The sequence below is a fragment of the Micrococcus sp. FDAARGOS_333 genome (assembly GCF_002206575.2).
Classification (GTDB): Bacteria; Actinomycetota; Actinomycetes; order Actinomycetales; family Micrococcaceae; genus Micrococcus; species Micrococcus lylae.
In genome coordinates, this window is sequence record NZ_NJFJ02000001.1 from 1,214,058 (window position 1) to 1,236,507 (window position 22,450).

Sequence of the window (22,450 nt, forward strand, 5' to 3'; positions counted from 1 at the left end):
CGTGAGCCCTCAGCGCACCGCAGCAGCCCCCGACGCCCCGGGCACCGAGGCGTCGGGGGTTGTCCTCGTCGACAAGCCCGCCGGCTGGACCTCCCATGACGTGGTCGGCCGGGTCCGCCGGCTGGCCGGGACACGCAAGGTCGGCCACGCCGGCACCCTCGACCCCATGGCCACGGGTCTGCTCGTGGTCGGGGTCAACAAGGCCACCCGGCTGCTGACGTCCATCACCGGCACAGACAAGGTCTACGAGGCCACGATCCGCCTCGGCGTGGCCACCGTCACCGACGACGCCGAGGGCGAGGTCGTCCAGACCCGCCTGGCGAACGCCGTCACCGAGGAACGTGTGGCCGAGCAGGTCGCCCTCCTCACCGGGGACATCGAGCAGGTTCCCTCCGCCGTGTCCGCCGTGAAGGTGGCCGGCCGCCGTGCCTACGACCGCGTCCGCGCGGGTGAGGACGTGCAGCTCGACGCCCGCCCCGTCACCGTGCACTCCTTCGACGTGCTGCAGATGCGCCGCCTGGATGACGGGCGGGTGGTGGACCTGGACGTGCGCGTCCACTGTTCGTCCGGCACCTACATCCGTGCCCTGGCCCGGGACCTGGGGGAGGCCCTCGAGATCGGCGGCCACCTCACCATGCTGCGGCGCACGAGGGTCGGTCCGTTCGACGTGGCCGACGCCCACAGCCTCGAGGCCCTCGCCGCGGGCTTCGCGATGACCGAGCTCTCCGCCGCCGCCGCGGACCTGTTCCCGGTCCGGGATCTGACCGACCACGAGGCCGAGGAGCTCTCCTTCGGGCGCGCCATCGCACCGACCGGCACCGACGGGCAGCTCACCGCGGCCCGCCGCACCGACGGCACCGTCGTCGCCCTGGTCAAGGATGCCCGCCGCCGTGGGCAGGACATCGCCCGTCCGCACCTGGTGTTCGCCCCGGCCGAGGGACCGGGCACCGGTTCGGCGTCGAAGGAGGCCCGCCCATGATCCTGGACGCCTGGTTCTGGACCGGCACCGTGATCGGCGTGCTGTCCCTGCTCGTCTGCCTGGTGGCCGCGGTGGTCCGCCGCTATCCTGCGGACTCCGCGATCGTCTCGGTCGCCGCGGTGGAGCTGTTCCTGCTGGTCTACGGCGGTGCCGCTATCGTCCGCCAGCTGGGCGGGGACACCCTCAACGGCCCGGGCTGGGAGTTCTGGGGCTACGTGCTCACCGCGCTGATCGTCCCGCCGATCGCGCTCGTCTGGGCCATCACGGACAAGACCCGGTGGGCGAACGTGGTGATGGCCGTGGCCGGCCCCACCGTGGTGGTCATGCTCCACCGCATGCAGGTCATCTGGTACGGACAGTGGTGAGGAGGACCATGCCAACCGACCCTCAGACCGACGCCGGCCCTCAGACCCCCGCTGTTCCGCCGCCGCGCAATCAGGGCCTGGGCCGGATCATCGTGATGGTCTACGCGGTCTTCGCCCTCTCGGCGCTGGCTCGAAGCCTGTTCCAGATCCTCAGCCACTTCGACCGCGCCCCGGTGGCCTACGTGCTCTCGGCGTTCGCCGCGGTCGTCTACATCATCGCCACCCTGTCCCTGGCACGCACCGGCCGTACCGCCTGGCTCGTCTCCCTGGCGGCCGTGCTCATCGAGCTGGTCGGCGTGGTGGGAGTGGGCCTGGCCACCGTCCTGCACCCGGAGCTGTTCGCGGATGCCACCGTGTGGTCGCACTTCGGCGCCGGCTACGGCTACGTGCCGCTGGTGCTGCCGATCGTGGGACTGGCGTGGCTGCTGACCCACCGCGAGCCGAAGGAGTCCTGAATGAAACTGTGGACCTCGCTGGACCAGGTGCCGGAGGACCTGCCGAGCACGGTCGTCGCGCTCGGGAACTTCGACGGCGTGCACCGCGGCCACCGTCAGGTGCTGGCCTCCGTGGTGGAGCGTGCCCGCGCCGGCGGCCATGCCGCGGTAGTGGTGACCTTCGCCCCGCATCCGCGCGCCGTGCATCTGCCGCACGTGGCGCACGAGGACATCGTCAGCCCACGCCAGCGGATCGCCCTGCTCGAGGCCGCCGGCGTGGACGCCGTGCTCCAGCAGCACTACTCGCTCGAGTTCGCCCGGCAGACCCCGGAGGAGTTCGTGCGCTCGATGTTCGTGGACGGCCTGAACGCCGCCGCGGTGGTGGTGGGCCATGACGTCCGCTTCGGCCGGGACAACTCCGGCGACTTCGACACGATGGTGCAGCTGGGCCGCGCCCACGGCTTCGAGGTGATCGCGGTGGACGAGTACCCCGCTGCCCTGCCGGAGCACCCGGACCGCCGCTGCTCGTCCACGTGGGTCCGCGAGGCGCTGGCCGCCGGCGAGGTCGCGGAGGCGGCCGCGGTCCTGGGCCGCAACCACGTGGTCTCCGGCGAGGTCGTGCACGGCTGCGCCCGCGGCCGCGAGCTCGGTTTCCCGACCGCCAACCTGGCGGCCGACTCCGAGGGCATGATCCCGGCGGACGGCGTCTATGCTGGCTGGGTCCGCGACGGCGAGGACGGCGTCTGGCCCGCCGCCATCTCGGTCGGCACCAACCCGACCTTCGAGGGCGTGAGCCGTGTGGTCGAGGCGCACGTGATCGACCGCCCGGATGAGCGGGTCGAGGACTTCGACCTCTACGGCAAGCACATCGAGGTCGAGTTCGTCGCGCGCATCCGCGGCATGGTGGCCTATGAGGGCGTGGAGAAGCTGGTGGCCCAGATGCATGCGGACGTGGAGCAGGTCCGCGCGATCCTCGCCTCCTCGTGATCCTTCCCGACGACGGCGTCTCATCCTCCGCGGGGCATCTCGCCTCCGCCCGGGGAGGGGGTGCGTCGGCCGGTGCCGGCGGCGCCGGTGACGCATCCGCCGTCCCGTCCCTGCCGGGCCGGGCCGCCATCACCCGCACCCGCGGGGTGAACCCCTTCGACGTGACGGTGCAGGAGGGCGAGCACTACGACGCCGTCCGCCCCTCCTACCCGGAGGCCGCCGTGGACTGGGTGCTCGAGGGGCTGGAGGCGCCCATGGACGTGGTGGACCTCGGCGCCGGCACCGGCCTGTTCACCCGGCTGCTCGCCGCCCGGCCGGTGGAGGAGGTCGGTTCGGTGGCGGCCGTCGAGCCGTCCGAAGCCATGCGCGCCGTGCTCGCCCGGGACTTGGCGGACGTGGAGACCCCCGACCGCGCCGTCCGCGGCGACGAGGGGGAGGCGGCCCGCACCGCCGGGCGCGTGAGCGCCCTGCCGGGCACCGGGGAGGCGACGGGCCTGGCGGAGGCGAGTGCCGACGTTGTGGTGGCGGCCCAGGCCTGGCACTGGGTGGACGTGCCGGCGGCGAGCGCCGAGGCGGCGCGCGTGCTGCGGCCGGGCGGAAGGCTGGCGGCCGTGTGGAACCAGCTGGACACCACCGTGCCGTGGGTCCACCGGTTGACGCGGATCATGCACGCCGGGGACGTCCATGCCGCCGCGCCGGAGCAGCGCCGGTTCGCCGCCCCGTTCGGCGTCGAGGAGCACGCGCGCTGGAGCTGGTCCATGGAGCTGACGCCGGCGCAGCTGCACGGGCTGATGGCGTCGCGGTCCTACTGGCTGCGGGCGGGGGAGAGGACGCGGGAGAGGATGACCGCGAACCTGGACTGGTACCTGCACGAGCACCTGGGGCACGCTGAGGACGCGGTGCTGACGGTGCCGTACCTGACCGTGGCGTGGCGGGCGCGTCGCCCGCGGCGCCGCTGACTCAAGACAGCCCTTGACAGTGATCTGCGCAACACCATAACGTGTCTCACGTCCTATCCGCAGCAGTTTGTCGGACAGGATGCTCACAAGAATCGGTAACGATGACCTATGCGTTAGGTCAGTCACCACAGGAGGGAATCTTCCATGATCAACAAGCCCGCTCTGCTCCAGACCGGTACCTGCAACCTCGTCGCTCTGAAGGTCACGAAGCGTCGGCCGAAGCCGGCTGCCAGCCGTCAGGCTGCAGCCTGACCTAGTGCCAGTAAGAGGCGGCCCGTGAGATCTCCTCACGGGCCGCCCTGGCGTAAACCGGATGGGACATATGAATAGTAATGATGAGGAGTGCTTCCGACTTTCCGAAGGAACGCTCAAGTGGGAGACGGATTCAGGTTTAGGAGTGCAGGGACACGCCGCGGGAGAAGCACTGGAAATCCTTGATTCTGGATTAGCCGGGTTGCTTCGCAAGAAGGAACCAGGCGATAAGATCACAATCCAAGCGATTTCTGATGCGATGGAAACGGGCCTAGATCGTGTGAACGCAGTCGCTGAGCTTCTTGTCAGGGAAAGGATCATCGTTTCCAAGGCGAGCGGATGTCCATACGGTTACCATGTAGCCACTCGAGACTATCCGTTCCTCGATATGAGCACTGGAATCCAGGCATTCAGCGAAGACGCCCATATCATGCGACGTTACTTGGACGAGTCAGATTCACGTCCATCACCTTACCTGGATATCGATCCGTCAAGTGAGGGTATGAGGATTGCAATTCCAAGGCCGCTCGATTTCTCACTAGAAAGCGCTTACCATTCAGAGTTCCTGAGGTTCGTGTCTCTCATTAGCCTTTCCTTTGGAGAAATTTCAAAGATTTGGCCTTTTGTGGACCAAATCTCTCGCTACTCTCAGATGATGCTCTTGCATAAGTCTGTCCCTTCTGGAGGGTCTAGGCATCCAATCGAGCTGTTCATTAAGGTACATAAGAGCCCCTGCCTCATACCTGGAATGTACCACTTTAACGTTCGAAACAACGACCTTGTTCTGATTGAAGATCGAGAGCAAGCGCCAAGGAAGCATGTCACTCCCAGGGAACCCACTTGGTATGTGGAGTTCTTCCTGGCGGCAGCGATCGAGCGAGACATGTTCCGCTACCGTGATCCACGTAGTTTCAGAGCCGTGCTCGTTGATGCGGGACACTGCGACGGCCAACTGGCTGCATTGTCCAGTTTTCTGAACTGGAGCTATGCCAGCGTAGCTGAGATTGACATCAATTTCGGAGAGAGGGTTGGGGCTGATACTGAGCTCCCTCTTCTCATCAGGGGAAAGATCACATCATGATCGATGATTGCCTTGCACCTATTAAAGACGACTCAAAGCTTGATGGGCTTGGGATCCCCGCCGCGTGGGCGAAGTATGGCTGGCATAGGCCATATCTGGTGATGAACCAAGCGACGGAAGAAATATCCCCTGAACGAGCATTGCGGAACCATCGGGAAACGGCCAGTTGCATCGTAAGCGGGTTCGACGTAGACCGGCTCCTGTCGCGTAGATCGGCAACACGGTGGGATGACTTATCGTTGAGCAAGGCGGTCTTCGAGAGGATTCTGCGACGTCTATATGCGATCCACGATGAGTCACCGTATGTTTTCTTCGCGTTGCACACTCGCGGGGTGGACGGTTGGGCGGATGGTTGGTGGATCGTCGATACATCTCCTAGACACCTGAGGCGGGTTACGGATGGATCTACTAGGGTGAGTGAATTCATCCAAGGTCAGAGCTGGGGCGATGGCAATGGGGTTGCCATCCTTATTGGAGTAGACTGGGAGTATCATGCCGCCCTCTATCCTGAGGGGGGAGCCTCCGCTTATCTCCAGGCGCTTGTTGATGCGGGTAGATTCGGACAAGCCCTCGTCCTGGAGGGCCTTTCAAATGGCTTGGCTTCGCGCATGACGCCAGCCGTTTCAGAGACCATCATTAAGAATGCGCTCGGCCTGCCCGAGGAACGCGATCCCATCCACTTTCTGCGACTGGGCCTCGAGTTTCAGCGTTAATACTAATCTATTTGGTGATAAAATGAGTATAGACACAGGCATTTTCCTCTCGGATATGAAATCGAAGGGATATTCTGTTGTTCGTGGGCTGCATTCCCAGTCTACGATCGAGGTATTGCAGCGACTTGTTTCGCAGGAGCTGAACCACTATAGAGTATCTGAGGGGACAGCTAATGGTCAGCCAAGGTACGTCAGGAGCACGGATGATGCTGAGTCTACAGCGATGACGCTTCCGGCGACGAGGTGTAGGCCCGAAGTTGCAGAGTTGGCGTCGCGCAGGGTCTTGAGAATGCACTGGCGGAGCTGTTCGATGATGAAGTTATCGTGCATCCGAATCAGTGGTTGCGCGCAGTGCCACCGGATGAGTCTGGATGGGCAGCGGCACCGGGAGTACATGCGGACTGCTTTGAGCTTCAGGGAAGTCTGCGTCAGATTACGGTATGGTCTCCCATCTTTCATGTGACACCAGAGACTGGAGCATTGCCGTTGTTTCGTTGGACGCCGGGTTCCATTCCTGTGCAACTGACCCTGTCATCCGAGAACATGTCCGGGTGGACGTTGACCACGGAGGGATTGGAACCGTGCAGCCAGCAGGAATCTATCCTTAGTCCGTCGGATGCGGTGGTTTTCTACTCCACTACCCCGCATGGAGGATCGCGTAATCGGGGCGAAGGGTGGCGTGTGAGTGTGGAGACCCGGTATCAGCCTGTGAATGACTTCATGGAACGATCCGCATTGGAGCCCTATGACGGTTCCTCGTGGAGTGACCCAGAGTGGACATGGAAGAGGCGATCTATCGAACGACTTCTCGGGCAAAACATTAATTTAGTGGACTTTGATCCAGTATTCGAGGATTGGCGTGCTATTGAGGCGCTTCGCTTGGGCCAGATCGGCGACGAATCCGCGTTTCGCGCCTTGGAGAACGCCACGCTTCACCGGAATCCCCTGATCGCACGTCAGGCACAGGAGCTGATCGAGTGGAACGGTTGGAGGTGAGATGCCAGTCACGCGTTTATCCCTGGGCTCACGAAGTTTTCGCTGGGTACTGAGCGCTACATGCCTCACCTCCTTCGCGGAGTTCCTGGTTGAAGCAATCGTTTACGCGTGGATTGCCACGAGTCCCTCTTTCGATGACAGTCAGAGACCTTTGCTTGTCGGGGCGTACATCGTTTTCTCAACGACTCCGAGGATTCTTGGTGGAATCCTTCTTGGAGTCACTGTTGACCGGGTTGGCGGCACTCGTGCGCTTCTGATTTCATCGCTTGGACGCACGGGAGTCTTGCTCGCTTCCCTCTGTATGATGATCGTTTCAGGGCATGACGAGCACTTAACTGCGATACTTTTGATTGTGGCGACATCCATATTGTCTGCCCTGAATCAGCTGTTCTTCATTGCTCGTGCAGTCGTGGTACGAGAAGTTGTAGTGCCGGAGCATCGGCCTCATGCTGCGAGCCTTTCCATGGCCGTTCTGACTTCTGCTTCGATCGTAGCCGCTGCGGCTGGGCCGGCTGTTCTCATTGGGCTTGGTCTCGTTGGATCCCTGTTCATCGCGAACTGCCTGTTCGCCCTTGGGGTGTTCGCTTCCTCGCGAGTTGGCTATGACTGTAGTGAGGATACAGTACAGGATTCTGCTGCTCCGGAGAAAGGTTTCTTCACTTCGCTTGTTGAGGGTTGGGCTGTTTCCTGGAAGGTTCCTGAGCTTCGGTATGTGCTTGTTGGCGCCACCATCTATGGCGTCCCTCTCGGCTTGAACAATGTTGCACTTATTCTGCTTTGGACCGCAGGAAAGGGATTTACAGTTGTGGAGTTTGGACTGGCGTCCTCACTTTTTGGAATTGGTGCATTAATGGGTTCTCTTGTAGCGCCTGCATTCATCTCCAGGCTTGGGCTCAGGGTGGTGTTCGTGGCAGTTCTTTGCATTATGGGACTGACTTACGTTGGGTTGGGTCTCGTAGATGCAATGGTCCCATCCTTCGTTTTCATGTTTTTTGCTGGTGTTTTCGTAAGCGCCTATGGGGTGGCGCAGGGGCCGCTCTTGCAGAATGCTGCCCCGCCTGAGTTGCTAGGACGCGTATCGGCGACGGTGAGCTCTGCATCAGCGGTGTCGTCCTTGGTGGCCTCCGGGCTTGCGGCGGCGCTCTTCGCCCTTGTTCCGGTTGTTTCTGTTTACGGCATCACGGTTGCTGCGGGCGGTGTTTTGGCAGTACTTGGTGGCGCTTTGATATGCGCCCCAGCGCGCGCGTCGGCTGCTGGCGGTTCCAGTCGAGCCGAGTCATGATACGCGATGGGAAGTGCATTTTCTTGTGGGGCGACGTTCCTGTCTCTTAGAGTTTTTCCGTCCCTCAAGCTCCTGGTGTAGTCGGTTGGCTCCTTGGGCGTGTTTCCCGCACTCCAGTGTGAAATGGAGAAGTCGCCTGCAAGTCGCCCTGGTTATGTCGCTCTCATTGTTCTGAACATCGATATGGAGGCATATCGGATGACTATCAGTGCTGGGCTGTCCCTCGAACACGTCACGGCTGTGGTGCTGGAGCGCAAATTCGAGTCAGAAGTGAGTGAATGCGGTCCAGTCCAGGATAAGGGGCTCGCTCGGATCGCCTGGGCTGACTGCGCTCGGTAGCCTTGTTCCTCTGTTGAAGCGCCCTGGGTTTTGTTCCGTAGTCCGGATGCAACGGGCGCTGAGTCTTCGTCGTGAGTGTAGGCCGCCTCGAGCTCGGTGGGCGTGCGATAGCCCACGGCCTCGTGAAGACGGGAGGTGTTCCACCAGTGCACCCACCCCATGGTGGCCAGCTCGACCGCCTGCACGGGCTCCCAGACCCGCTTGGAGTGGATGAGCTCTTACCTTGTAGAGGCCGTGCACGCTCTGAAGCCAGGGCGTTGATGCTCCTATAGTTGTCAACTCGCGATCTGACCGGTGCGAGGGTTGGTCTTCACGAGGTGGTAGACCTCGCGGATCACGTACCTCTTGAGGCAGCGAATGATGTCGCGCTTGGACTTGCCCTCCGCGGTGCGTCGTGCCACGTAGGCGATCGTGGGCTCATGGAAGCGCATCCGCACGATGACTGTCCTGTAGATGGCTGCGTTCAGCTGACGGTGACCGCCATGATTGATCCGATGTTTTCCGCTGCTCATCCCTGAACCTGTAGGCACGGGGCTGATGCCGGCGAGTTTGGCGAATGCTGCCTCGCTCTTGATCCGTTCGGGATTGTCCCCGGCCACGATGAGGATCTCCGCTGCCGTGTCCACGCCGATCCCGAACTGGTCGAGCAGGTGCGGCGCAGGCGCGATCACGAGCCCCTTGATCATGGCCTCGAGCTCGAGGATCTCCTCGTTTAACGACAGCCACCGCCTGGCCAGCGACCGGAGCACATGGCGATTGGCCTCCTCCGGCGTGCTCAGCGCGCGGGGGCGCAGGGAAGCGCAGTGGCGGGCGATCATCTTCTGCATCTTCCCCTGCAGTACCTTGCGTAGATCTTCTTCGGCGTGCACGAGCATCGCCTTCAACGTGATCATCGCTGCAGAGCGGTCTTTGACCGCAGTGTCGTGAGCGACTTTGAGCTGACGGATCATTTCCACGCTCCCGTCGGCGCTCTTGGGCGTGGCGGTGGCGAAACCCGCGAGGACTGCGCGGGCCGCGTTCTCAGCGTCCAAGGTGTCGGACTTCCCGTTCAACCGACGCAGGCGCCGGTCTGGGCGCGAGACTTCCACGACCTTGTGCCCCTGGCGACGGATGTACGAGGCCAGACCAGCCCCGTAGGAGCCTGTGCCCTCGATGCCGAACGCGATGATGGTGCCGTAGTCCGCGGCCCATTCCAGTAGCTGCTGGTAACCGGCACGGTCGGTGGCGATCGTGCCGGTCGCGAGAATCCCACCGATCGAGTCCATGACGGCGGCCACGTGGATGTGCTTATGGGTGTCCACGCCGATCACGACGTGACCGGAACGGGTGGGGGTGATCTGGCTCATGTACGAGGCTGTCCTTCGGCTACGGGTGCGGGGGCGGCACCGACGCCGGTGGGCGGACAGGACTGTCACGGGGACACGGTCACGAAAATGCTCCAGGCTCCTATCAGGCCACGCCCGGACCGGCGGCAGTGGTCGTACGTGCCCGGCCGCGGGCCCGACAGATCAACGCCAAGACACCATGCGGATCAATCGTAGAGATGGGTCAGAGCACCACGGCCAGGACTTCCTCATCCTCGCGGAATCCGGCCCTCAGAGACTGACAGTCATAGCTGTCGCCGACGGTGCCCACCGAAGCGGTCACCCCGGCGGTGATGAGCGCGTCCGAGTACGCCAGGGAGACGTACTGGGTGGGTTCAACCGGTCGTTGCAACACCGTTCGACGTGAGCGAGCGTAACTGCTCAGCGAAGACCTCCGCGGGCGTCTTCCAGTCCAGGACCTTCCTGGGCCTGTTGTTCAGGGTGTACGCGACTGCTGCGAGGTCTTCAGCCGACCACCTCGACAGGTCCGTGCCCTTCGGGAAGTACTGCCGCAGCACCCCGTTCGTGTTCTCATTCGTCGGCCGCTGCCATGGTGAGTGCGAGTCAGCGAAGAACACCTTCGTGCCCGTGGCCATCGTGAACCTGGCATGCCCGGCCAGCTCCTTGCCCCGGTCCCACGTCAGGGTCTGCCGCAGCTGCTCCGGCACGTGCGCCATCGCCTTGATCAAGGCCGCGGTCATCGCCTCGGCCCCGTACCCGGCCAGGGAGCGCCCGTTCTTCACCGCCGGCTGCTCGCCCCATCCCTGCAGGCGGGGCAAGTGGACCAGGATCGTGGCCCGGCTGAAGCGCTCGACCAGCGTCCCGATCGCTGAACGCCCTGTTCCGATGATCAGGTCCCCTTCCCAGTGCCGGGCACAGCACGATCAGCGGCCTCGGGTGGGCGCTTGCTGAACACCACATCCTCGGTGACGTGGCCCTGGGGCTTGTTCCGGGTGCGTGCCCGCGGCTCGCGCAGAGCCCGCCCGGTACGCAGACACGCGACGAGCTCACGCTTGAGCGCCCCACGCCCCTGGATGAACAGCGACTGATAGATCGCCTCGTGAGAGATTCGCATGGACTCATCATCCGGGAACTCCATAGGCAGCCGGCGGCTGATCTGCTCAGGACTCCACGCCGTGGACCACCGCCGGTCCGCCCGGCGCGGTTTCATCTTCCGCCCCTTGAACCCTGGCCCGACCGGTCCTGGCACGGCCACGCCATCAGGGCCCAGGACCACCCCGTTCAGCCGCGCCTGGACGTAGTCATGCAGCCGCTGGTTCGTGGCCAGTTTCGCCGGCTTGGGCCGCTTGGCTGCCTCTTGGGCCTTCCACTGCGCCACTGTGGCCCGGTACTCCTTCCTCCCGGAACGTGTAGCGCAGTTGCGGCGCAGCTCACGACTGATCGTGCCCGGGGCACGTCCCAGGGCACGCCCGATCTGGCGGACCCCGTGGCCCTGGGCGTGGAGGATCGCGATCTCCTCACGCTCAGCGAAGGACAGGTACCGGCCGGTGGGCTCGGCCAGGGGCAGTGGGCTCATCCCGCCAGCGTGGCGGAACCAGCGCGCCCCGACGGGCCAGGACACACCCACCCTCAGGGATGCCTCGACCGTGGTGACGCCGGTGGCGATCACACGCCAGAACTGGCGTTGGACATCCCGTGAGGGCTGCGGCCTGCCCGGAGAGCGCATCGGGGCCCGCAACGCCCGATCCGCTCTCCACTGCCGGCGTGTGCCCTCGGGCACGTCACTGATCTTCCTCGCCCAGTCCTTGCTAGCCATCGCCAATACCTCCAGTGGTTCCGGGGGTGTTGCGACGACCGATTGAATCCACCCTGGGCGCCTCGGTCCCAGTGGTGGATCAGACCTTCCCGGCCCCGGCTGGCACCAGTGCTCAGGAGAGCGTGTTCCAGGGCCAGCAGCGGCAGCCCAGCGGTGTGGAGCGAGGCCGAGACGGCCCAGCCCACGATCTTCCGGGAGCAGACGTCGGTGATGAACGCGACGTAGCAGAAGCCCGTCAGGATCCGGACGTAGGTGATGTCAGCGACCCACAGCTGATGCGGGCGCTCAGCGGTGAAGCGGCGTTCGACCAGATCCGGCCGTGCATCTGGCACGCTTGCCGACCGTGTGGTGATCGGCTTTCGGCCACGGCGCACTCCCTGCAGGCCGGCAGCGCGCATGAGACGGGCGGTCTGGTCACGGCCTACCTGCCAGCCGGCCCGGGTCATCGCCTGGCGCATCTTCCTGACCCCCTAGATGTGATGTCCAGGGACGTTGTTGCGTGAACAGCTGACAGGCGAAGGCCTTCCGTTGCGAGAGTGGAGTTGTCGAGAAACCGCTCACGCGAACAGAAGGCCTTCATGTCCCACGCTCACGCCGCCCTGACCCCTCGCGCCCGCCTACGCCTGGCCAAGCTCATCGTCGAGGAACACTGGCCGGTCGCCACCGCGGCCAAGATGTTCATGGTCTGCCCACCCACCGCACGCAAATGGGCCACACGCTTCCGGGCCGAGGGACCTGCAGGGATGGCAGACCGGTCCAGCCCGCCGTCCACGACGCCGACCAGAACACCGCCAGCGGTGGTGAAACAGATCGTGGCCGCCCGATGGCGCCGACGCCCGGGGGCCGGCACAGATCGCCGGAGAACTCAGGATGCCGGCCTCCACCGTCCATGCCGTGCTCGTGCGCTGCCGGATCAACCGCCTCGCCCGTCTGGACCGGGTCACCGGCGAGCCGATCCGCCGCTACGAGCACCCCCACCCCGGCTCGCTGATCCACGTCGACGTCACCACGTTCGGCCGCATCCCCGACGGGGGCGGACACCGATTCGTCGGGCGCCAGCAGGGCATGAAGCACCGCGCGGCGACCTCGGACCGCGAAGGAACCCGTGATGCCCGATATCAGCCCCGGCTCGGGGTGGGCTTTCTGCACACCGTGATCGATGATCACTCTCGCTTCGCCCATGTCGAGAGGCACTCCGATGAACGCAGCCAGACGGCCATCGCGGTGTTGCGCCGCGCGGTCGCCTACTTCGCGCGCCTGGGCGTGCAGGTGGAGCGGGTGCTCTCGGACAACGGCTCGGCCTACCGCTCGCATGCCTGGCGTGATGCCTGCACCGAGCTCGGGATCAAGCCCCAGCGGACTCGGCCCTACCGGCCGCAGACGAACGGGAAGATCGAGCGGTTCCATCGCACGCTCGCTGACGGGTGGGACTACGCCCGGTTCTATAGCTCAGAGACGCAGCGCAGGGCCGCGTTGGCTGGATGGCTGCACTTCTACAATCATCATCGCGTCCACTCCGCGATCGGCGCAGCGCCTGCCACCAGGCTCAACAACCTCCCTGGACATCACACCTAGACGGAGTAGTTCTCCGCGTGGATTCGCTCGATCTTCTCGATGAGGAGCGTGGCCCTGCAGAGGCCCTCCCCGACGGAGAGGCCGACCCCGTCCGCGTCGCCGTCCTCGCCCGCAGCGCCGACCTCGTCCGAGTCTCCGTCCTCGCCCGCAGCACCGTCTCTGCCCGCGCGCCCGGCCCGCGTGCGCACGGGGCGGCCCAACGCGTTCGAGGCCGCCGCGAGCGAGTACCACGCGGTGCGCCCGTCCTACCCGGAGGCGTGCGTGGACTGAGTGCTGGAGGCCCTGCCCGCCCGCCCGGACGTGGTGGAGATCGGGGTCGGCACGGGCCTGTTCACCGCGCAGCTGGCCGAGCGTCGGCCGGCGTCCCTGACGGCGGTGGAGCCGGCGGCGTCCATGCGCTCCGTGCTCGCCGCGCACGCGCCGGACGGGGTGCGCGTGGCCGAGGGCACGGCGGAGCGGACGCACCTGGCGGGGGCCAGCACCGACGTTGTGGTGGCGGCCCAGGCCTGGCACTGGGTGGACGTGCCGGCGGCGAGCGCCGAGGCGGCGCGCGTGCTGCGGCCGGGCGGAAGGCTGGCGGCCGTGTGGAACCAGCTGGACACCACCGTGCCGTGGGTCCACCGGTTGACGCGGATCATGCACGCCGGGGACGTCCATGCCGCCGCGCCGGAGCAGCGCCGGTTCGCCGCCCCGTTCGGCGTCGAGGAGCACGCGCGCTGGAGCTGGTCCATGGAGCTGACGCCGGCGCAGCTGCACGGGCTGATGGCGTCGCGGTCCTACTGGCTGCGGGCGGGGGAGAGGACGCGGGAGAGGATGACCGCGAACCTGGACTGGTACCTGCACGAGCACCTGGGGCACGCTGAGGACGCGGTGCTGACGGTGCCGTACCTGACCGTGGCGTGGCGGGCGCGTCGCCCGCGGCGCCGCTGAGGCAGGCTGGGAGCAGGGCCGCTGCGACGGCCGGAGCCGCTGAGGCGGAGACCGTGAGACGAGGAGGACGGACATGGCAGGGGTGCGGGTGATCGGTGCGGGCGTGATCGGACTGAGCTGCGCGGTGCGCCTGCTCGAGGCCGGGCACGAGGTGACCGTGCTGACGGAGCAGGACCCGCAGCAGACCACCTCCCGGGTGGCCGGCGCCCTCTGGTACCCCTACCTGGCCGCCCCCGTGGACCGGGTGACCGCCTGGGGCGTGCGGACGCTGGCCGAGCTGATCCGGCTGGCCGAATCCGAGCCCGAGTCCGGCGTGCACCTCGTGGACGGCACGGAGGTCGGCGTGGGGGAGCTGCCGGACCCTGCGTGGGCGGCGGACGTGCTGGACTTCCGTCGCGTGGCCGGGCGGGGCGGAGAGCCCGGGGGAGGCTGGGCCTTCGCCGCGCCGCTGGCGGACATGAGCGTCTACCTGGGCTGGCTGGTGCGGAGGGTCGAGGTGTTCGGCGGGCGGATCGAGAGGCGGCGGCTTCAGGCGGTCCCGGACGACGGCGTGCCCACCGTGGTGGCCGCCGGGCTGGGGGCGCGCGAGCTGCTGCCGGATCCGAGCATGTCCACCGCGCGCGGGCAGATCCTGTTGTTGCGGCAGTTCGGGCTGACCCGCTGGACGCTGGACCAGACCGGTGAGCAGCCGGTCTACGTGTTCCCGCGGGAGAAGGACATCGTGGTGGGCGGCACCTCGGACCCGGCGGACACCCGGATCGACCCGGACCCGGCCATCGGGGCGGCCGTCCTGGACCGCGCCGTGAAGCTGGTGCCGGAGCTGGCCGGGGCGCAGGTCCGAGAGCACCGGGTGGGACTGCGGCCGGTGCGCCCGGCGGTGCGGCTGGCGGCCGAGACGCTGGGGGCCACGCCGGTGGTGCACTGCTACGGCCACGGCGGCGCCGGCGTCACCCTGTCCTGGGGCTGCGCGGACGAGGCGGCGGCCCTGCTCGAAGCGTCCCTCTGAGGCCCTGACCCGCCTCCCGTTCCACGAGCGAAAGTGCCTCAGGGGCGGGCGCCGACCTCCGCCGGGACGGTCCGCTGGATGCCGGCGCGCGAGGCCTGCCAGCCCAGCAGCGCCGCGCAGCCGAGCGAGAACACCGCGGAGACCAGCGCGGTCACCGGGTCGCCGGCGGTGGACGGGTCCACGTAGGAGTCGGTCACGGTGCCGATCAGCGTGCCGACGGCGATCACCACCACGTTGTTCACCACGTGCAGGGCGATCGCCGCCTCGAGCCCGCCGGTGCGCCACGTCAGCCAGACGGCGGCCGCGGCGAACGCGCCCAGGTCCAGCAGGATCCAGACGTCGAGGGACCCGTGCGCGAGGGCGAAGATCGCCGTGGAGACGAGACCGCCGACGATCCAGCCGACGATCGGGTGGCGGAACCAGGAGCCCACGGAGGCCAGCACCCAGCCGCGGAACAGGTACTCCTCGCCGGCGGCCTGGAACGGGGTGAGCACGAACGCCATCACGAGCATCCACACCCAGTCCTCGGAGCGCGGCAGGGCCACCGCCCCGGTCAGCGCCCAGGCACCCACCACGTAGACGAGGTAGATCGGCAGCAGCACCAGCGTGCAGCGCAGCATCCAGGCCCAGCGCACCCGTCCGGTCACCGAGTGCAGGAACCGGGCCGCCACCGGATGGCCCCAGCGCACTGCGAGCAGGGCCACCGGGATCAGCGCGGCGAGCATCAGGTTGTTGATCGCCATGATCGGCGCGGACTCGAAGGCGGCGTCGTAGACCGCATCCGGGGCGTCGAGCACGTCCGGGCCGGCCGAGGCGAACAGCGCGGGGAGCATGGCGAGGGTGCCCACCACCATCACCACGATCGTCAGGCCCAGGGCGATGCCGGACGAGCCCAGCGGATGCCACCAGCGGTGCCGTGGCGTGCGCAGCACCTGGGAGTAGTCGGCGCCGATCAGCGGCAGGTCCAGGGGCTTCGCCGGCACCGGCATCGGCGGGAACGGGGGAGCGGCCGGAGGAGCCCCGCCCGGCCCGGACCCGCCCTGCGGGGCGACGCCGTACGGCGCCTGCTGCGGAGGCATGCCCTGCGGCGGCACCCCGGAGGGCGCCTGCTCGGGGGACACCGGGCGGCGCGGCGGCTCATCCGGGAAGAGGGCGGGGTTGTACGGCGGCTGACTCATGCGGACGACGCTAGCAACGCACCCGGACGCTGCGGAGCCGCCCTGAGGCGGAGGCGCACCCGCGACGAAAGGGCGAGGCGCCGTCGTCGTGTAGGCTGGAGGGTCGGTGCCCGCTGCAGTCCGCGGTGGCGGGCATCCCGGACGCCCGGCGTCCGGGCCCACTGTTCGCGGTACAACTCTCAAGGAGTTCATCATGGCCCTGGATCCGGCTGTCAAGCAGCAGATCATCACGGAGTACGCCACCCACGAGGGTGACACCGGTTCGCCCGAGGTGCAGATCGCGGTCCTGTCGCGTCGCATCAAGGACCTGACCGAGCACCTCAAGGAGCACAAGCACGACCACCACACCCGCCGCGGCCTGATGGCCATGGTCGGTCGCCGTCGTCGCATGCTCGGCTACCTCAAGGACACCGACATCGAGCGCTACCGCTCGCTGATCGAGCGCCTCGGCCTGCGCAAGTGACGCAGTGCTGAACAGGCGATGACGAGGCGGTGCCGCTCCGGCGTGGGACTCCCACCCGTAGCGGTGCCGCCTCTAGTCTGTTCCACGACGACGGCCGCGCACCTGGCGCTGCCGCGTCACCACAACTGAAGCACCCGACGCCCCTGCCGGCACCCTTCGCGGTCCTCGACAGTGGCTCCCGGACCCGCCGCCCCTTCGGGCGGACGGACGCCGAGGGCCTCGATCGAAGACCAGGACGGTGCCTCCGGACGCGCAGGGCGTCGTCTCTGAAAGGAGGGACCATGGAAGGTCCTGAGATCACATTCGCCGAAGCCGTCATCGACAACGGCTCCTACGGAAAGCGCACCGTGCGCTTCGAGACCGGCCGCCTCGCCCAGCAGGCCGCCGGCGCCGCGATGGTGTACATCGACGAGGAGACGTCGATGCTGTCCGCCACCACCGTGGGCAAGTCCCCGCGCGAGGGCTTCGACTTCTTCCCGCTCACCGTGGACGTCGAGGAGCGCATGTACGCCGCGGGCCGCATCCCCGGCTCGTTCTTCCGCCGCGAGGGCCGCCCGTCCACCGACGCGATCCTCACCTGCCGTCTGATCGACCGCCCCCTGCGCCCGGCCTTCACCAAGGGCATCCGCAACGAGGTCCAGGTCGTCGTGACCGTCACCTCGATCGCCCCGGACGAGATCTACGACACCGTGGCCATCAACGCCGCGTCCATGTCCACCCAGCTCTCCGGCCTGCCGTTCTCCGGCCCGATCGGCGGCGTGCGCATGGCCCTGCTGGACAACGGCATGGGCGAGCGCCAGTGGGTGGCGTTCCCGAAGCACTCCCAGCTGAAGGACGCCGTCTTCACCATGGCCGTGGCCGGCCGCATCGCCGGTGACGACATCGCCGTGATGATGGTCGAGGCCGAGGCCACCCCGGACGCCTGGACCCTCATCAAGGATCAGGGCGCCGGCGCCCCGACCGAGGAGGTCGTGGCCGAGGGCCTCGAGGCCGCCAAGCCGTTCATCCGCACCCTGTGCGAGGCCCAGGCCGACCTGGCCGCCCGCGCCGGCAAGGAGCCGGTGGACGTGCCGGTCTTCAAGGACTACGAGGACGACGCCTACGCCGCCGTGGAGAAGCTCGCCTCCGAGCGCCTGACCGAGATCTTCTCGATCGGCGACAAGCAGGAGCGCGAGGCCGCCTCCGACGCCTACCACGCCGAGGTCATCGAGGAGCTCGCCGGAGAGGGCAAGGAGTTCGAGGAGCGCCGCAGCGAGATCGCCAAGGCGTTCGGCTCGGTCACCAAGGAGATCGTGCGCCAGCGCATCCTGCGCGAGCAGGTCCGCATCGACGGCCGCGGCCTCACCGACATCCGCAAGCTCACCGCCGAGGTCGAGGTCCTGCCGCGCGTGCACGGCTCCGCGATCTTCGAGCGCGGCGAGACGCAGATCATGGGCGTCACCACGCTGAACATGCTCAAGATGGAGCAGCAGATCGACTCCCTGGCGCCGGAGACCTCCAAGCGCTACATCCACCACTACAACTTCCCGCCGTACTCCACCGGCGAGACCGGCCGCGTGGGCTCTCCCAAGCGCCGCGAGATCGGCCACGGCGCCCTCGCCGAGCGCGCCGTGGTGCCGGTGCTGCCCTCCCGTGAGGAGTTCCCGTACGCGATCCGTCAGGTCTCCGAGGCCCTCGGCTCCAACGGCTCCACCTCCATGGGTTCGGTCTGCGCCTCCACCCTGTCCCTGCTGAACGCCGGTGTGCCGCTGCGCGCCCCGGTCGCCGGCATCGCCATGGGCCTGGTCTCCGCCGAGGTGGACGGCCAGACCCAGTACGCCGCCCTCACCGACATCCTCGGCGCCGAGGACGCGTTCGGGGACATGGACTTCAAGGTGGCCGGAACCTCCGAGTTCGTCACCGCGATCCAGCTGGACACCAAGCTCGACGGCATCCCGGCCTCCGTGCTCGCCGCCGCGCTGACCCAGGCCCGTGAGGCCCGCCTGCACATCCTGTCCGTGCTGAACGCCGCGATCGACGGCCCGGACGAGATGGCCTCGACCGCGCCGCGCATCATCGCGGTGCGCATCCCGGAGGACAAGATCGGTGCGGTCATCGGCCCCAAGGGCGCCATGATCAACCAGATCCAGGACGACACCGGCGCGGAGATCACCATCGAGGATGACGGCACCGTGCTGATCGGCGCGACCGACGGCGCCTCCGCCGAGGCCGCCCGCTCCGCCGTGAACGCTATCGCCAACCCGCAGGTCCCCGAGGTCGGCGAGCGCTACCTCGGCACCGTGGTGAAGCTGACCACCTTCGGCGCCTTCGTGTCCCTGACCCCGGGCAAGGACGGCCTGCTGCACATCTCCGAGCTGCGCAAGCTCAACGACGGCAAGCGCGTGGACGACGTCGAGGACGTCGTGGGCGTGGGCCAGAAGGTCCAGGTCGAGATCACCAAGATCGACGACCGCGGCAAGCTCTCGCTCGCCCCGGTGGTCGCCGAGGACGGCGCCGAGGCGGAGACCGCCGACGCCGTCGAGTCCTCGGAGTCGACCGAGGCCTGATCGGCCCGCCCCGGTGAGGGGAGGGGTTGCACGGTCCCTCGGCCTGATCGGCCCTGACGCGCGGCCCCGTGCCGGCGAGCGGACAGCTCGTCGGTGCGGGGCCGTCGTCGTGCCCGGAGGAGGGTGCGCTTCGGGCGGCTCGTCCGCTGGCCACCCCGCGCGCTGCGCCGAGCCAGAAGGTTTGGCCCCTTCGTGCACTCGGGAAGTGCCCACTTCCTCTGGCTCGGCGAGCCAGAAGGTTTGGCCGGTTGACGGCCCGCTGAAGTAGCCGTTTGTTCTGGTTCGCCGCGGGGTGGCGCAGGGGTGATCGCCGAGCCAGAAGGTTTGGCCCCTTCGCGCATCCGGGAAGTGCCCACTTCCTCTGGTTCGGCGAGCCAGAGGGTTTGGCCCCTTCGCGCATCCGGGAAGTGCCCACTTCTTCTGGTTCGGCGCGGGGTGACGGCGGGGCGTTCGGCGAGCCAGAAGGATCGGCACCGGGTCGCCCGGTTCGCACCCTCGCGCCGGGTCCGGAACAATGGAGCGGGTGACGTCCATCCAACAGATTCCCCTCGACTACACCGGCACGCTCGCGGACGACGGCGCCGGTGAGATCCGCCGCTCCGTGCTGCCCGGCGGCGTGCGCGTGCTGACCGAGGCGATGCCGAACCAGCGCTCGGTGACGATCGGCTACTGGGTGGCGGTCGGCTCCCGCGACGAGTCCCCGCAGGGGTTCGGCTCCACCCACTTCCTGGAGCACCTGCTGTTCAAGGGCACCCCCACCCGCAGCGCGATGGACATCGCGGCGGCCTTCGACCGCGTCGGCGGGGAGTCCAACGCCGGCACGGCGAAGGAGTCCACGGTCTACCACGCCCGCGTGCTGGACGAGGACCTGCCGATGGCGATCGAGGTCCTCACGGACATGCTGGCCTCCTCGGTGATCGACCCGGCCGAGATGGAGACCGAGCGCGGCGTGATCCTCGAAGAGCTCGCCATGGACGCGGACGACCCCGTGGACTACGCCCACGAGCGCCTCGCGGAGGTCCTGCTCGGGGCGCACCCGCTGGCCCGCCCGATCGGCGGCACCCCGGACACCATCCGCGGCGTCACCCGCGATCACGTGTGGGACCACTACGCGCACTGGTACCGCCCGGACGAGATCGTGGTGACCGCCGCCGGCGGCCTGGACCACGACGAGGTCTGCCGCCTGGTCCTCGAGGCCCTGTCCCGGTCCGGCTGGGACCTGCCCGAGGCAGCCTCCCCGGCCCCGCGCCGCGCCGTGGACACCACCGCTGCCGCGGCCGCGTCGATCGTCCCCGGCATGCACCGCTTCGCCAAGCAGGTGGAGCAGGCCAACGTGCTGGTGGGCGGCCGCTCGCTGTCCACCACGGACGAGGACCGCTTCGCCCTGGGCGTGATGAACGCGATCCTCGGCGGCGGCATGTCCTCCCGACTGTTCCAGCAGATCCGTGAGCGTCGCGGGCTGGCGTACTCCACCTACTCGTTCTCCGCGGGCTACTCGGACCTGGGCTACTACGGCCTCTATGCGGGCTGCCAGCCCTCCCGCGTCAGCGAGGTCGCAGACCTCATGGTGGCCGAGCTGGAGAGGATGGCCACCGAGCACGTCACCGCGGAGGAACTGGACCGCGCCCACGGCCAGATCTGCGGCGGCACCGTGCTCGGCATGGAGTCCACCGGTGCCCGCATGTCCCGCCTCGGCCGGTCCGAGCTGGTGCTCGGCGAGTTCGTGGACCTCACCGGCTCCCTGGACCGTGTCCGTGCCGTCGGCGCCGAGGACGTCCGAGCCGTCGCCGCCCGCCTGGTGGAGGGGGAGCGGGCGTCCGTCGTGGTCGGCCCGGAAGCCTGATCCGGCGCGTAGGCTGGTGCGCATGAGTGCCGAGTACACCCCCGCAGCCGAGAATGACCGGATCCGCGTCGCCCTGCTGGGTGCCTCCGGGAAGATGGGCCGCCGTGCCGTGGAGGCGGTCACCGCCGCCGAGGACATGGAGCTGGTCGCCGAGCTGACCTCCACGGACCCCCTCGAGCGCGTCCTCGAGGCCGGCGCCACGCACGTGGTGGACCTCACGGTCCCGGACGCCTCCCCGGACAACGTGGCGTTCGCGGTGGAGCACGGCCTGCACACCGTGGTGGGCACCTCCGGCTGGGTCCAGCAGCGCCGTGAGCGCCTGCAGGCCCAGCTTGCCCAGCACCCGCAGGTCGGCGTGCTCATCGCCCCGAACTTCTCGGTCGGCTCCGTGCTGGCCTCCGCCTTCGCCGCGAAGGCGTCCCGGTTCTTCGAGTCGGTGGAGGTCGTCGAGCTGCACCACCCGGCGAAGCTGGACGCCCCCTCGGGCACCGCGGTGCGCACCGCGGAGATGATCGCCGCCTCCCGCGCGGAGGCGGGCGTGGCCCCGAGCCCGGACGCCACCGAGCGTGACCCGGACGGCGCCCGCGGCGCGGAGGTGGACGGCGTGCGTGTGCACGCGGTGCGCCTGCGCGGGCTGGAGGCGCACCAGGAGGTGCTCATGGGCGGCCCCGGCGAGCAGCTCACCGTCCGCCACGACGCCTTCGACCGCGGCGCCTACATGCCCGGCGTGCTGCTGGGCCTGCGCCGGGTGGCCGCGCACCCGGGCCTGACGTACGGACTGGACGGATACCTCGACCTTGACTGACCCGCACACCCCGCACGAGCCGGCCGACGCTCCCGACCGCCGGGACGCCGCCGCCACCGGCGGCGAGCCCCGGCCGCAGCGTCCCCTGCTGACCAAGGTGGGGGTGGCCGCGGTCACCCTGCTGCTGCTGTTCTTCGCCGGCGTGGCCGTGTACTCGGCGATCGGCTTCGTCATGGCCCCGCAGCCGGTGGCGAAGCTGATCGGCGTGGCCGTGCTCGGCATCGTGGCGGTCGGTCTGTGGGCCCTGTGGCGCGAGATCCGCTTCGGCCTGCTCTCCGAGCGCATGGCCGCGATCCTCGCCGCCGAGGGCAACCTGCCGGTGGACGACCTGCCGCGCTCGCCCGGCGGCCGCATCGACCGCGCCTCGGCGGACGCCGAGTTCGAGACCTACCGCATCGAGGCCGAGGCCGCCCCGCAGTCCTGGCGTGCCTGGTACCGGCTCGGCCTGGCCTACGACGCCTCCGGGGACCGTCGCCGCGCCCGCGGCGCGATCCAGACCGCCGGCCGCCTCTTCACCGAGGATGCCCGCACCGCCCGCCGCTGACCGCTCAGCCTCCCCGCCCCGTTCCGGCCCGT

21 protein-coding genes and 3 pseudogenes are annotated in these 22,450 nt (G+C 67.8%); 17 read left to right on the top strand and 7 right to left on the bottom strand.

Translation table 11 applies throughout. From position 1 onward, the window contains the following. Position 1 precedes the first annotated feature (1 nt). From truB to CEQ11_RS12745, 9 genes are all read left to right on the top strand, one after another. The gene (gene truB / locus CEQ11_RS05455; protein WP_088477989.1) at positions 2 to 979 is read left to right on the top strand and encodes a tRNA pseudouridine(55) synthase TruB; all 978 of its coding nucleotides are present in this window, start codon (positions 2 to 4) and stop codon (positions 977 to 979) included. Then, positions 976 to 1,344, top strand: a complete 369-nt coding sequence (locus tag CEQ11_RS05460; protein WP_088477990.1) for a hypothetical protein — start codon at positions 976 to 978, stop codon at positions 1,342 to 1,344. The genes truB and CEQ11_RS05460 overlap by 4 nt, the downstream gene beginning before the upstream one ends. A gap of 8 nt (positions 1,345 to 1,352) precedes the next feature. Continuing rightward, positions 1,353 to 1,799: a hypothetical protein gene (locus CEQ11_RS05465; RefSeq protein ID WP_088477991.1), complete on the top strand. Its 447-nt coding sequence runs from the start codon at positions 1,353 to 1,355 to the stop codon at positions 1,797 to 1,799. Continuing rightward, the gene (locus CEQ11_RS05470; protein WP_067189824.1) at positions 1,800 to 2,765 is read left to right on the top strand and encodes a bifunctional riboflavin kinase/FAD synthetase; all 966 of its coding nucleotides are present in this window, start codon (positions 1,800 to 1,802) and stop codon (positions 2,763 to 2,765) included. It begins immediately after the preceding gene. Continuing rightward, positions 2,762 to 3,724 (top strand): class I SAM-dependent methyltransferase, encoded by a 963-nt coding sequence (locus CEQ11_RS05475; protein ID WP_227718754.1) that lies wholly within the window; start codon positions 2,762 to 2,764, stop codon positions 3,722 to 3,724. The genes CEQ11_RS05470 and CEQ11_RS05475 overlap by 4 nt, the downstream gene beginning before the upstream one ends. A gap of 322 nt (positions 3,725 to 4,046) precedes the next feature. Then, positions 4,047 to 5,057, top strand: coding sequence for a SagB/ThcOx family dehydrogenase (locus CEQ11_RS12730; protein ID WP_127913472.1), 1,011 nt, complete (start codon positions 4,047 to 4,049; stop codon positions 5,055 to 5,057). Positions 5,058 to 5,470: 413 nt separating this feature from the next. Beyond that, the gene (locus tag CEQ11_RS12735) at positions 5,471 to 5,770 is read left to right on the top strand and encodes a hypothetical protein (RefSeq protein ID WP_127913473.1); all 300 of its coding nucleotides are present in this window, start codon (positions 5,471 to 5,473) and stop codon (positions 5,768 to 5,770) included. A gap of 681 nt (positions 5,771 to 6,451) precedes the next feature. Beyond that, positions 6,452 to 6,766 carry a hypothetical protein gene (locus CEQ11_RS12740; RefSeq protein WP_127913474.1) on the top strand — a complete coding sequence of 105 codons (315 nt, stop codon included), beginning with the start codon at positions 6,452 to 6,454 and terminating at the stop codon, positions 6,764 to 6,766. A 301-nt stretch (positions 6,767 to 7,067) separates the two neighbouring features. Next, on the top strand, positions 7,068 to 8,048 hold the full coding sequence (locus CEQ11_RS12745; protein ID WP_127913475.1) for an MFS transporter: 981 nt from the start codon (positions 7,068 to 7,070) through the stop codon (positions 8,046 to 8,048). Between the two features lie 416 nt (positions 8,049 to 8,464). On the opposite strand, the pseudogene CEQ11_RS13110 reads toward CEQ11_RS12745, so the two are convergent. The 5 genes and pseudogenes from CEQ11_RS13110 to CEQ11_RS13455 all read right to left on the bottom strand — a co-directional run. After that, a pseudogene (locus tag CEQ11_RS13110) lies at positions 8,465 to 8,633 on the bottom strand (integrase core domain-containing protein); the annotation flags it as partial. Positions 8,634 to 8,662: 29 nt separating this feature from the next. Next, complete coding sequence (locus tag CEQ11_RS05480) at positions 8,663 to 9,733, bottom strand: IS110 family transposase (protein WP_088477992.1); 1,071 nt, start codon at positions 9,731 to 9,733, stop codon at positions 8,663 to 8,665. Between the two features lie 202 nt (positions 9,734 to 9,935). Next, positions 9,936 to 10,106, bottom strand: coding sequence for a hypothetical protein (locus tag CEQ11_RS12905; protein ID WP_157531301.1), 171 nt, complete (start codon positions 10,104 to 10,106; stop codon positions 9,936 to 9,938). After that, positions 10,087 to 11,288 (bottom strand): annotated as a pseudogene (locus tag CEQ11_RS05485) (IS30 family transposase). The gene CEQ11_RS12905 and the pseudogene CEQ11_RS05485 overlap by 20 nt, the downstream one beginning before the upstream one ends. 89 nt (positions 11,289 to 11,377) lie before the next feature. Beyond that, positions 11,378 to 11,986, bottom strand: a complete 609-nt coding sequence (locus CEQ11_RS13455) for a DDE-type integrase/transposase/recombinase (RefSeq protein WP_088477993.1) — start codon at positions 11,984 to 11,986, stop codon at positions 11,378 to 11,380. 120 nt (positions 11,987 to 12,106) lie between these two features. On the opposite strand from CEQ11_RS13455, the pseudogene CEQ11_RS05495 reads away from it, so the two are divergent. Beyond that, positions 12,107 to 13,103, top strand: a pseudogene (locus tag CEQ11_RS05495) (IS481 family transposase). Here CEQ11_RS05495 and CEQ11_RS13115 read toward each other — a convergent pair. Further along, a complete protein-coding gene (locus CEQ11_RS13115; RefSeq protein WP_067192318.1) occupies positions 13,100 to 13,291 on the bottom strand; it encodes a hypothetical protein in 192 nt (63 codons plus the stop codon). The pseudogene CEQ11_RS05495 and the gene CEQ11_RS13115 overlap by 4 nt on opposite strands. A gap of 82 nt (positions 13,292 to 13,373) precedes the next feature. Between CEQ11_RS13115 and CEQ11_RS05500 the strand changes: the two genes are divergently transcribed. Together CEQ11_RS05500 and CEQ11_RS05505 are read left to right on the top strand one after the other, a co-directional pair. Continuing rightward, positions 13,374 to 14,033, top strand: coding sequence for a class I SAM-dependent methyltransferase (locus CEQ11_RS05500; protein ID WP_227718755.1), 660 nt, complete (start codon positions 13,374 to 13,376; stop codon positions 14,031 to 14,033). 73 nt (positions 14,034 to 14,106) lie between these two features. Then, the gene (locus CEQ11_RS05505) at positions 14,107 to 15,039 is read left to right on the top strand and encodes an FAD-binding oxidoreductase (protein ID WP_067189850.1); all 933 of its coding nucleotides are present in this window, start codon (positions 14,107 to 14,109) and stop codon (positions 15,037 to 15,039) included. Between the two features lie 38 nt (positions 15,040 to 15,077). On the opposite strand, the gene CEQ11_RS05510 is transcribed toward CEQ11_RS05505, so the two are convergent. Beyond that, entirely contained in the window at positions 15,078 to 16,217 is a 1,140-nt protein-coding gene (locus CEQ11_RS05510) for a CPBP family intramembrane glutamic endopeptidase (protein ID WP_227718756.1), read from the bottom strand. A gap of 193 nt (positions 16,218 to 16,410) precedes the next feature. Here CEQ11_RS05510 and rpsO point away from each other — a divergent pair, with 193 nt between their 5' ends. The 5 genes from rpsO to CEQ11_RS05535 all read left to right on the top strand — a co-directional run bounded on the left by rpsO (position 16,411) and on the right by CEQ11_RS05535 (position 22,418). Beyond that, a complete protein-coding gene (gene rpsO, locus CEQ11_RS05515) occupies positions 16,411 to 16,680 on the top strand; it encodes a 30S ribosomal protein S15 (RefSeq protein ID WP_067189852.1) in 270 nt (89 codons plus the stop codon). A 281-nt stretch (positions 16,681 to 16,961) separates the two neighbouring features. After that, the gene (locus CEQ11_RS05520; protein ID WP_088477994.1) at positions 16,962 to 19,226 is read left to right on the top strand and encodes a polyribonucleotide nucleotidyltransferase; all 2,265 of its coding nucleotides are present in this window, start codon (positions 16,962 to 16,964) and stop codon (positions 19,224 to 19,226) included. Positions 19,227 to 19,749: 523 nt separating this feature from the next. Further along, entirely contained in the window at positions 19,750 to 21,069 is a 1,320-nt protein-coding gene (locus CEQ11_RS05525; protein WP_369804915.1) for a M16 family metallopeptidase, read from the top strand. Positions 21,070 to 21,091: 22 nt separating this feature from the next. Further along, the gene (gene dapB, locus CEQ11_RS05530) at positions 21,092 to 21,874 is read left to right on the top strand and encodes a 4-hydroxy-tetrahydrodipicolinate reductase (RefSeq protein ID WP_067189858.1); all 783 of its coding nucleotides are present in this window, start codon (positions 21,092 to 21,094) and stop codon (positions 21,872 to 21,874) included. Continuing rightward, positions 21,867 to 22,418, top strand: a complete 552-nt coding sequence (locus CEQ11_RS05535; protein ID WP_369804916.1) for a hypothetical protein — start codon at positions 21,867 to 21,869, stop codon at positions 22,416 to 22,418. The genes dapB and CEQ11_RS05535 overlap by 8 nt, the downstream gene beginning before the upstream one ends. Positions 22,419 to 22,450 lie beyond the last annotated feature (32 nt).

What these genes read in the sequence shown, in the direction of transcription:
- CEQ11_RS05520 (WP_088477994.1), top strand. Translation starts at nt 16,962, where the DNA reads ATGGAAGGTCCTGAGATCACATTCGCCGAAGCCGTCATCGACAACGGC.
- CEQ11_RS05510 (WP_227718756.1), bottom strand. Translation starts at nt 16,217, where the DNA reads ATGAGTCAGCCGCCGTACAACCCCGCCCTCTTCCCGGATGAGCCGCCG.
- CEQ11_RS05465 (WP_088477991.1), top strand. Translation starts at nt 1,353, where the DNA reads ATGCCAACCGACCCTCAGACCGACGCCGGCCCTCAGACCCCCGCTGTT.
- CEQ11_RS05505 (WP_067189850.1), top strand. Translation starts at nt 14,107, where the DNA reads ATGGCAGGGGTGCGGGTGATCGGTGCGGGCGTGATCGGACTGAGCTGC.
- rpsO (WP_067189852.1), top strand. Translation starts at nt 16,411, where the DNA reads ATGGCCCTGGATCCGGCTGTCAAGCAGCAGATCATCACGGAGTACGCC.
- dapB (WP_067189858.1), top strand. Translation starts at nt 21,092, where the DNA reads ATGAGTGCCGAGTACACCCCCGCAGCCGAGAATGACCGGATCCGCGTC.
- CEQ11_RS05460 (WP_088477990.1), top strand. Translation starts at nt 976, where the DNA reads ATGATCCTGGACGCCTGGTTCTGGACCGGCACCGTGATCGGCGTGCTG.
- CEQ11_RS12745 (WP_127913475.1), top strand. Translation starts at nt 7,068, where the DNA reads ATGATGATCGTTTCAGGGCATGACGAGCACTTAACTGCGATACTTTTG.
- CEQ11_RS12730 (WP_127913472.1), top strand. Translation starts at nt 4,047, where the DNA reads ATGAATAGTAATGATGAGGAGTGCTTCCGACTTTCCGAAGGAACGCTC.
- CEQ11_RS05480 (WP_088477992.1), bottom strand. Translation starts at nt 9,733, where the DNA reads ATGAGCCAGATCACCCCCACCCGTTCCGGTCACGTCGTGATCGGCGTG.
- CEQ11_RS05470 (WP_067189824.1), top strand. Translation starts at nt 1,800, where the DNA reads ATGAAACTGTGGACCTCGCTGGACCAGGTGCCGGAGGACCTGCCGAGC.
- CEQ11_RS13455 (WP_088477993.1), bottom strand. Translation starts at nt 11,986, where the DNA reads ATGCGCCAGGCGATGACCCGGGCCGGCTGGCAGGTAGGCCGTGACCAG.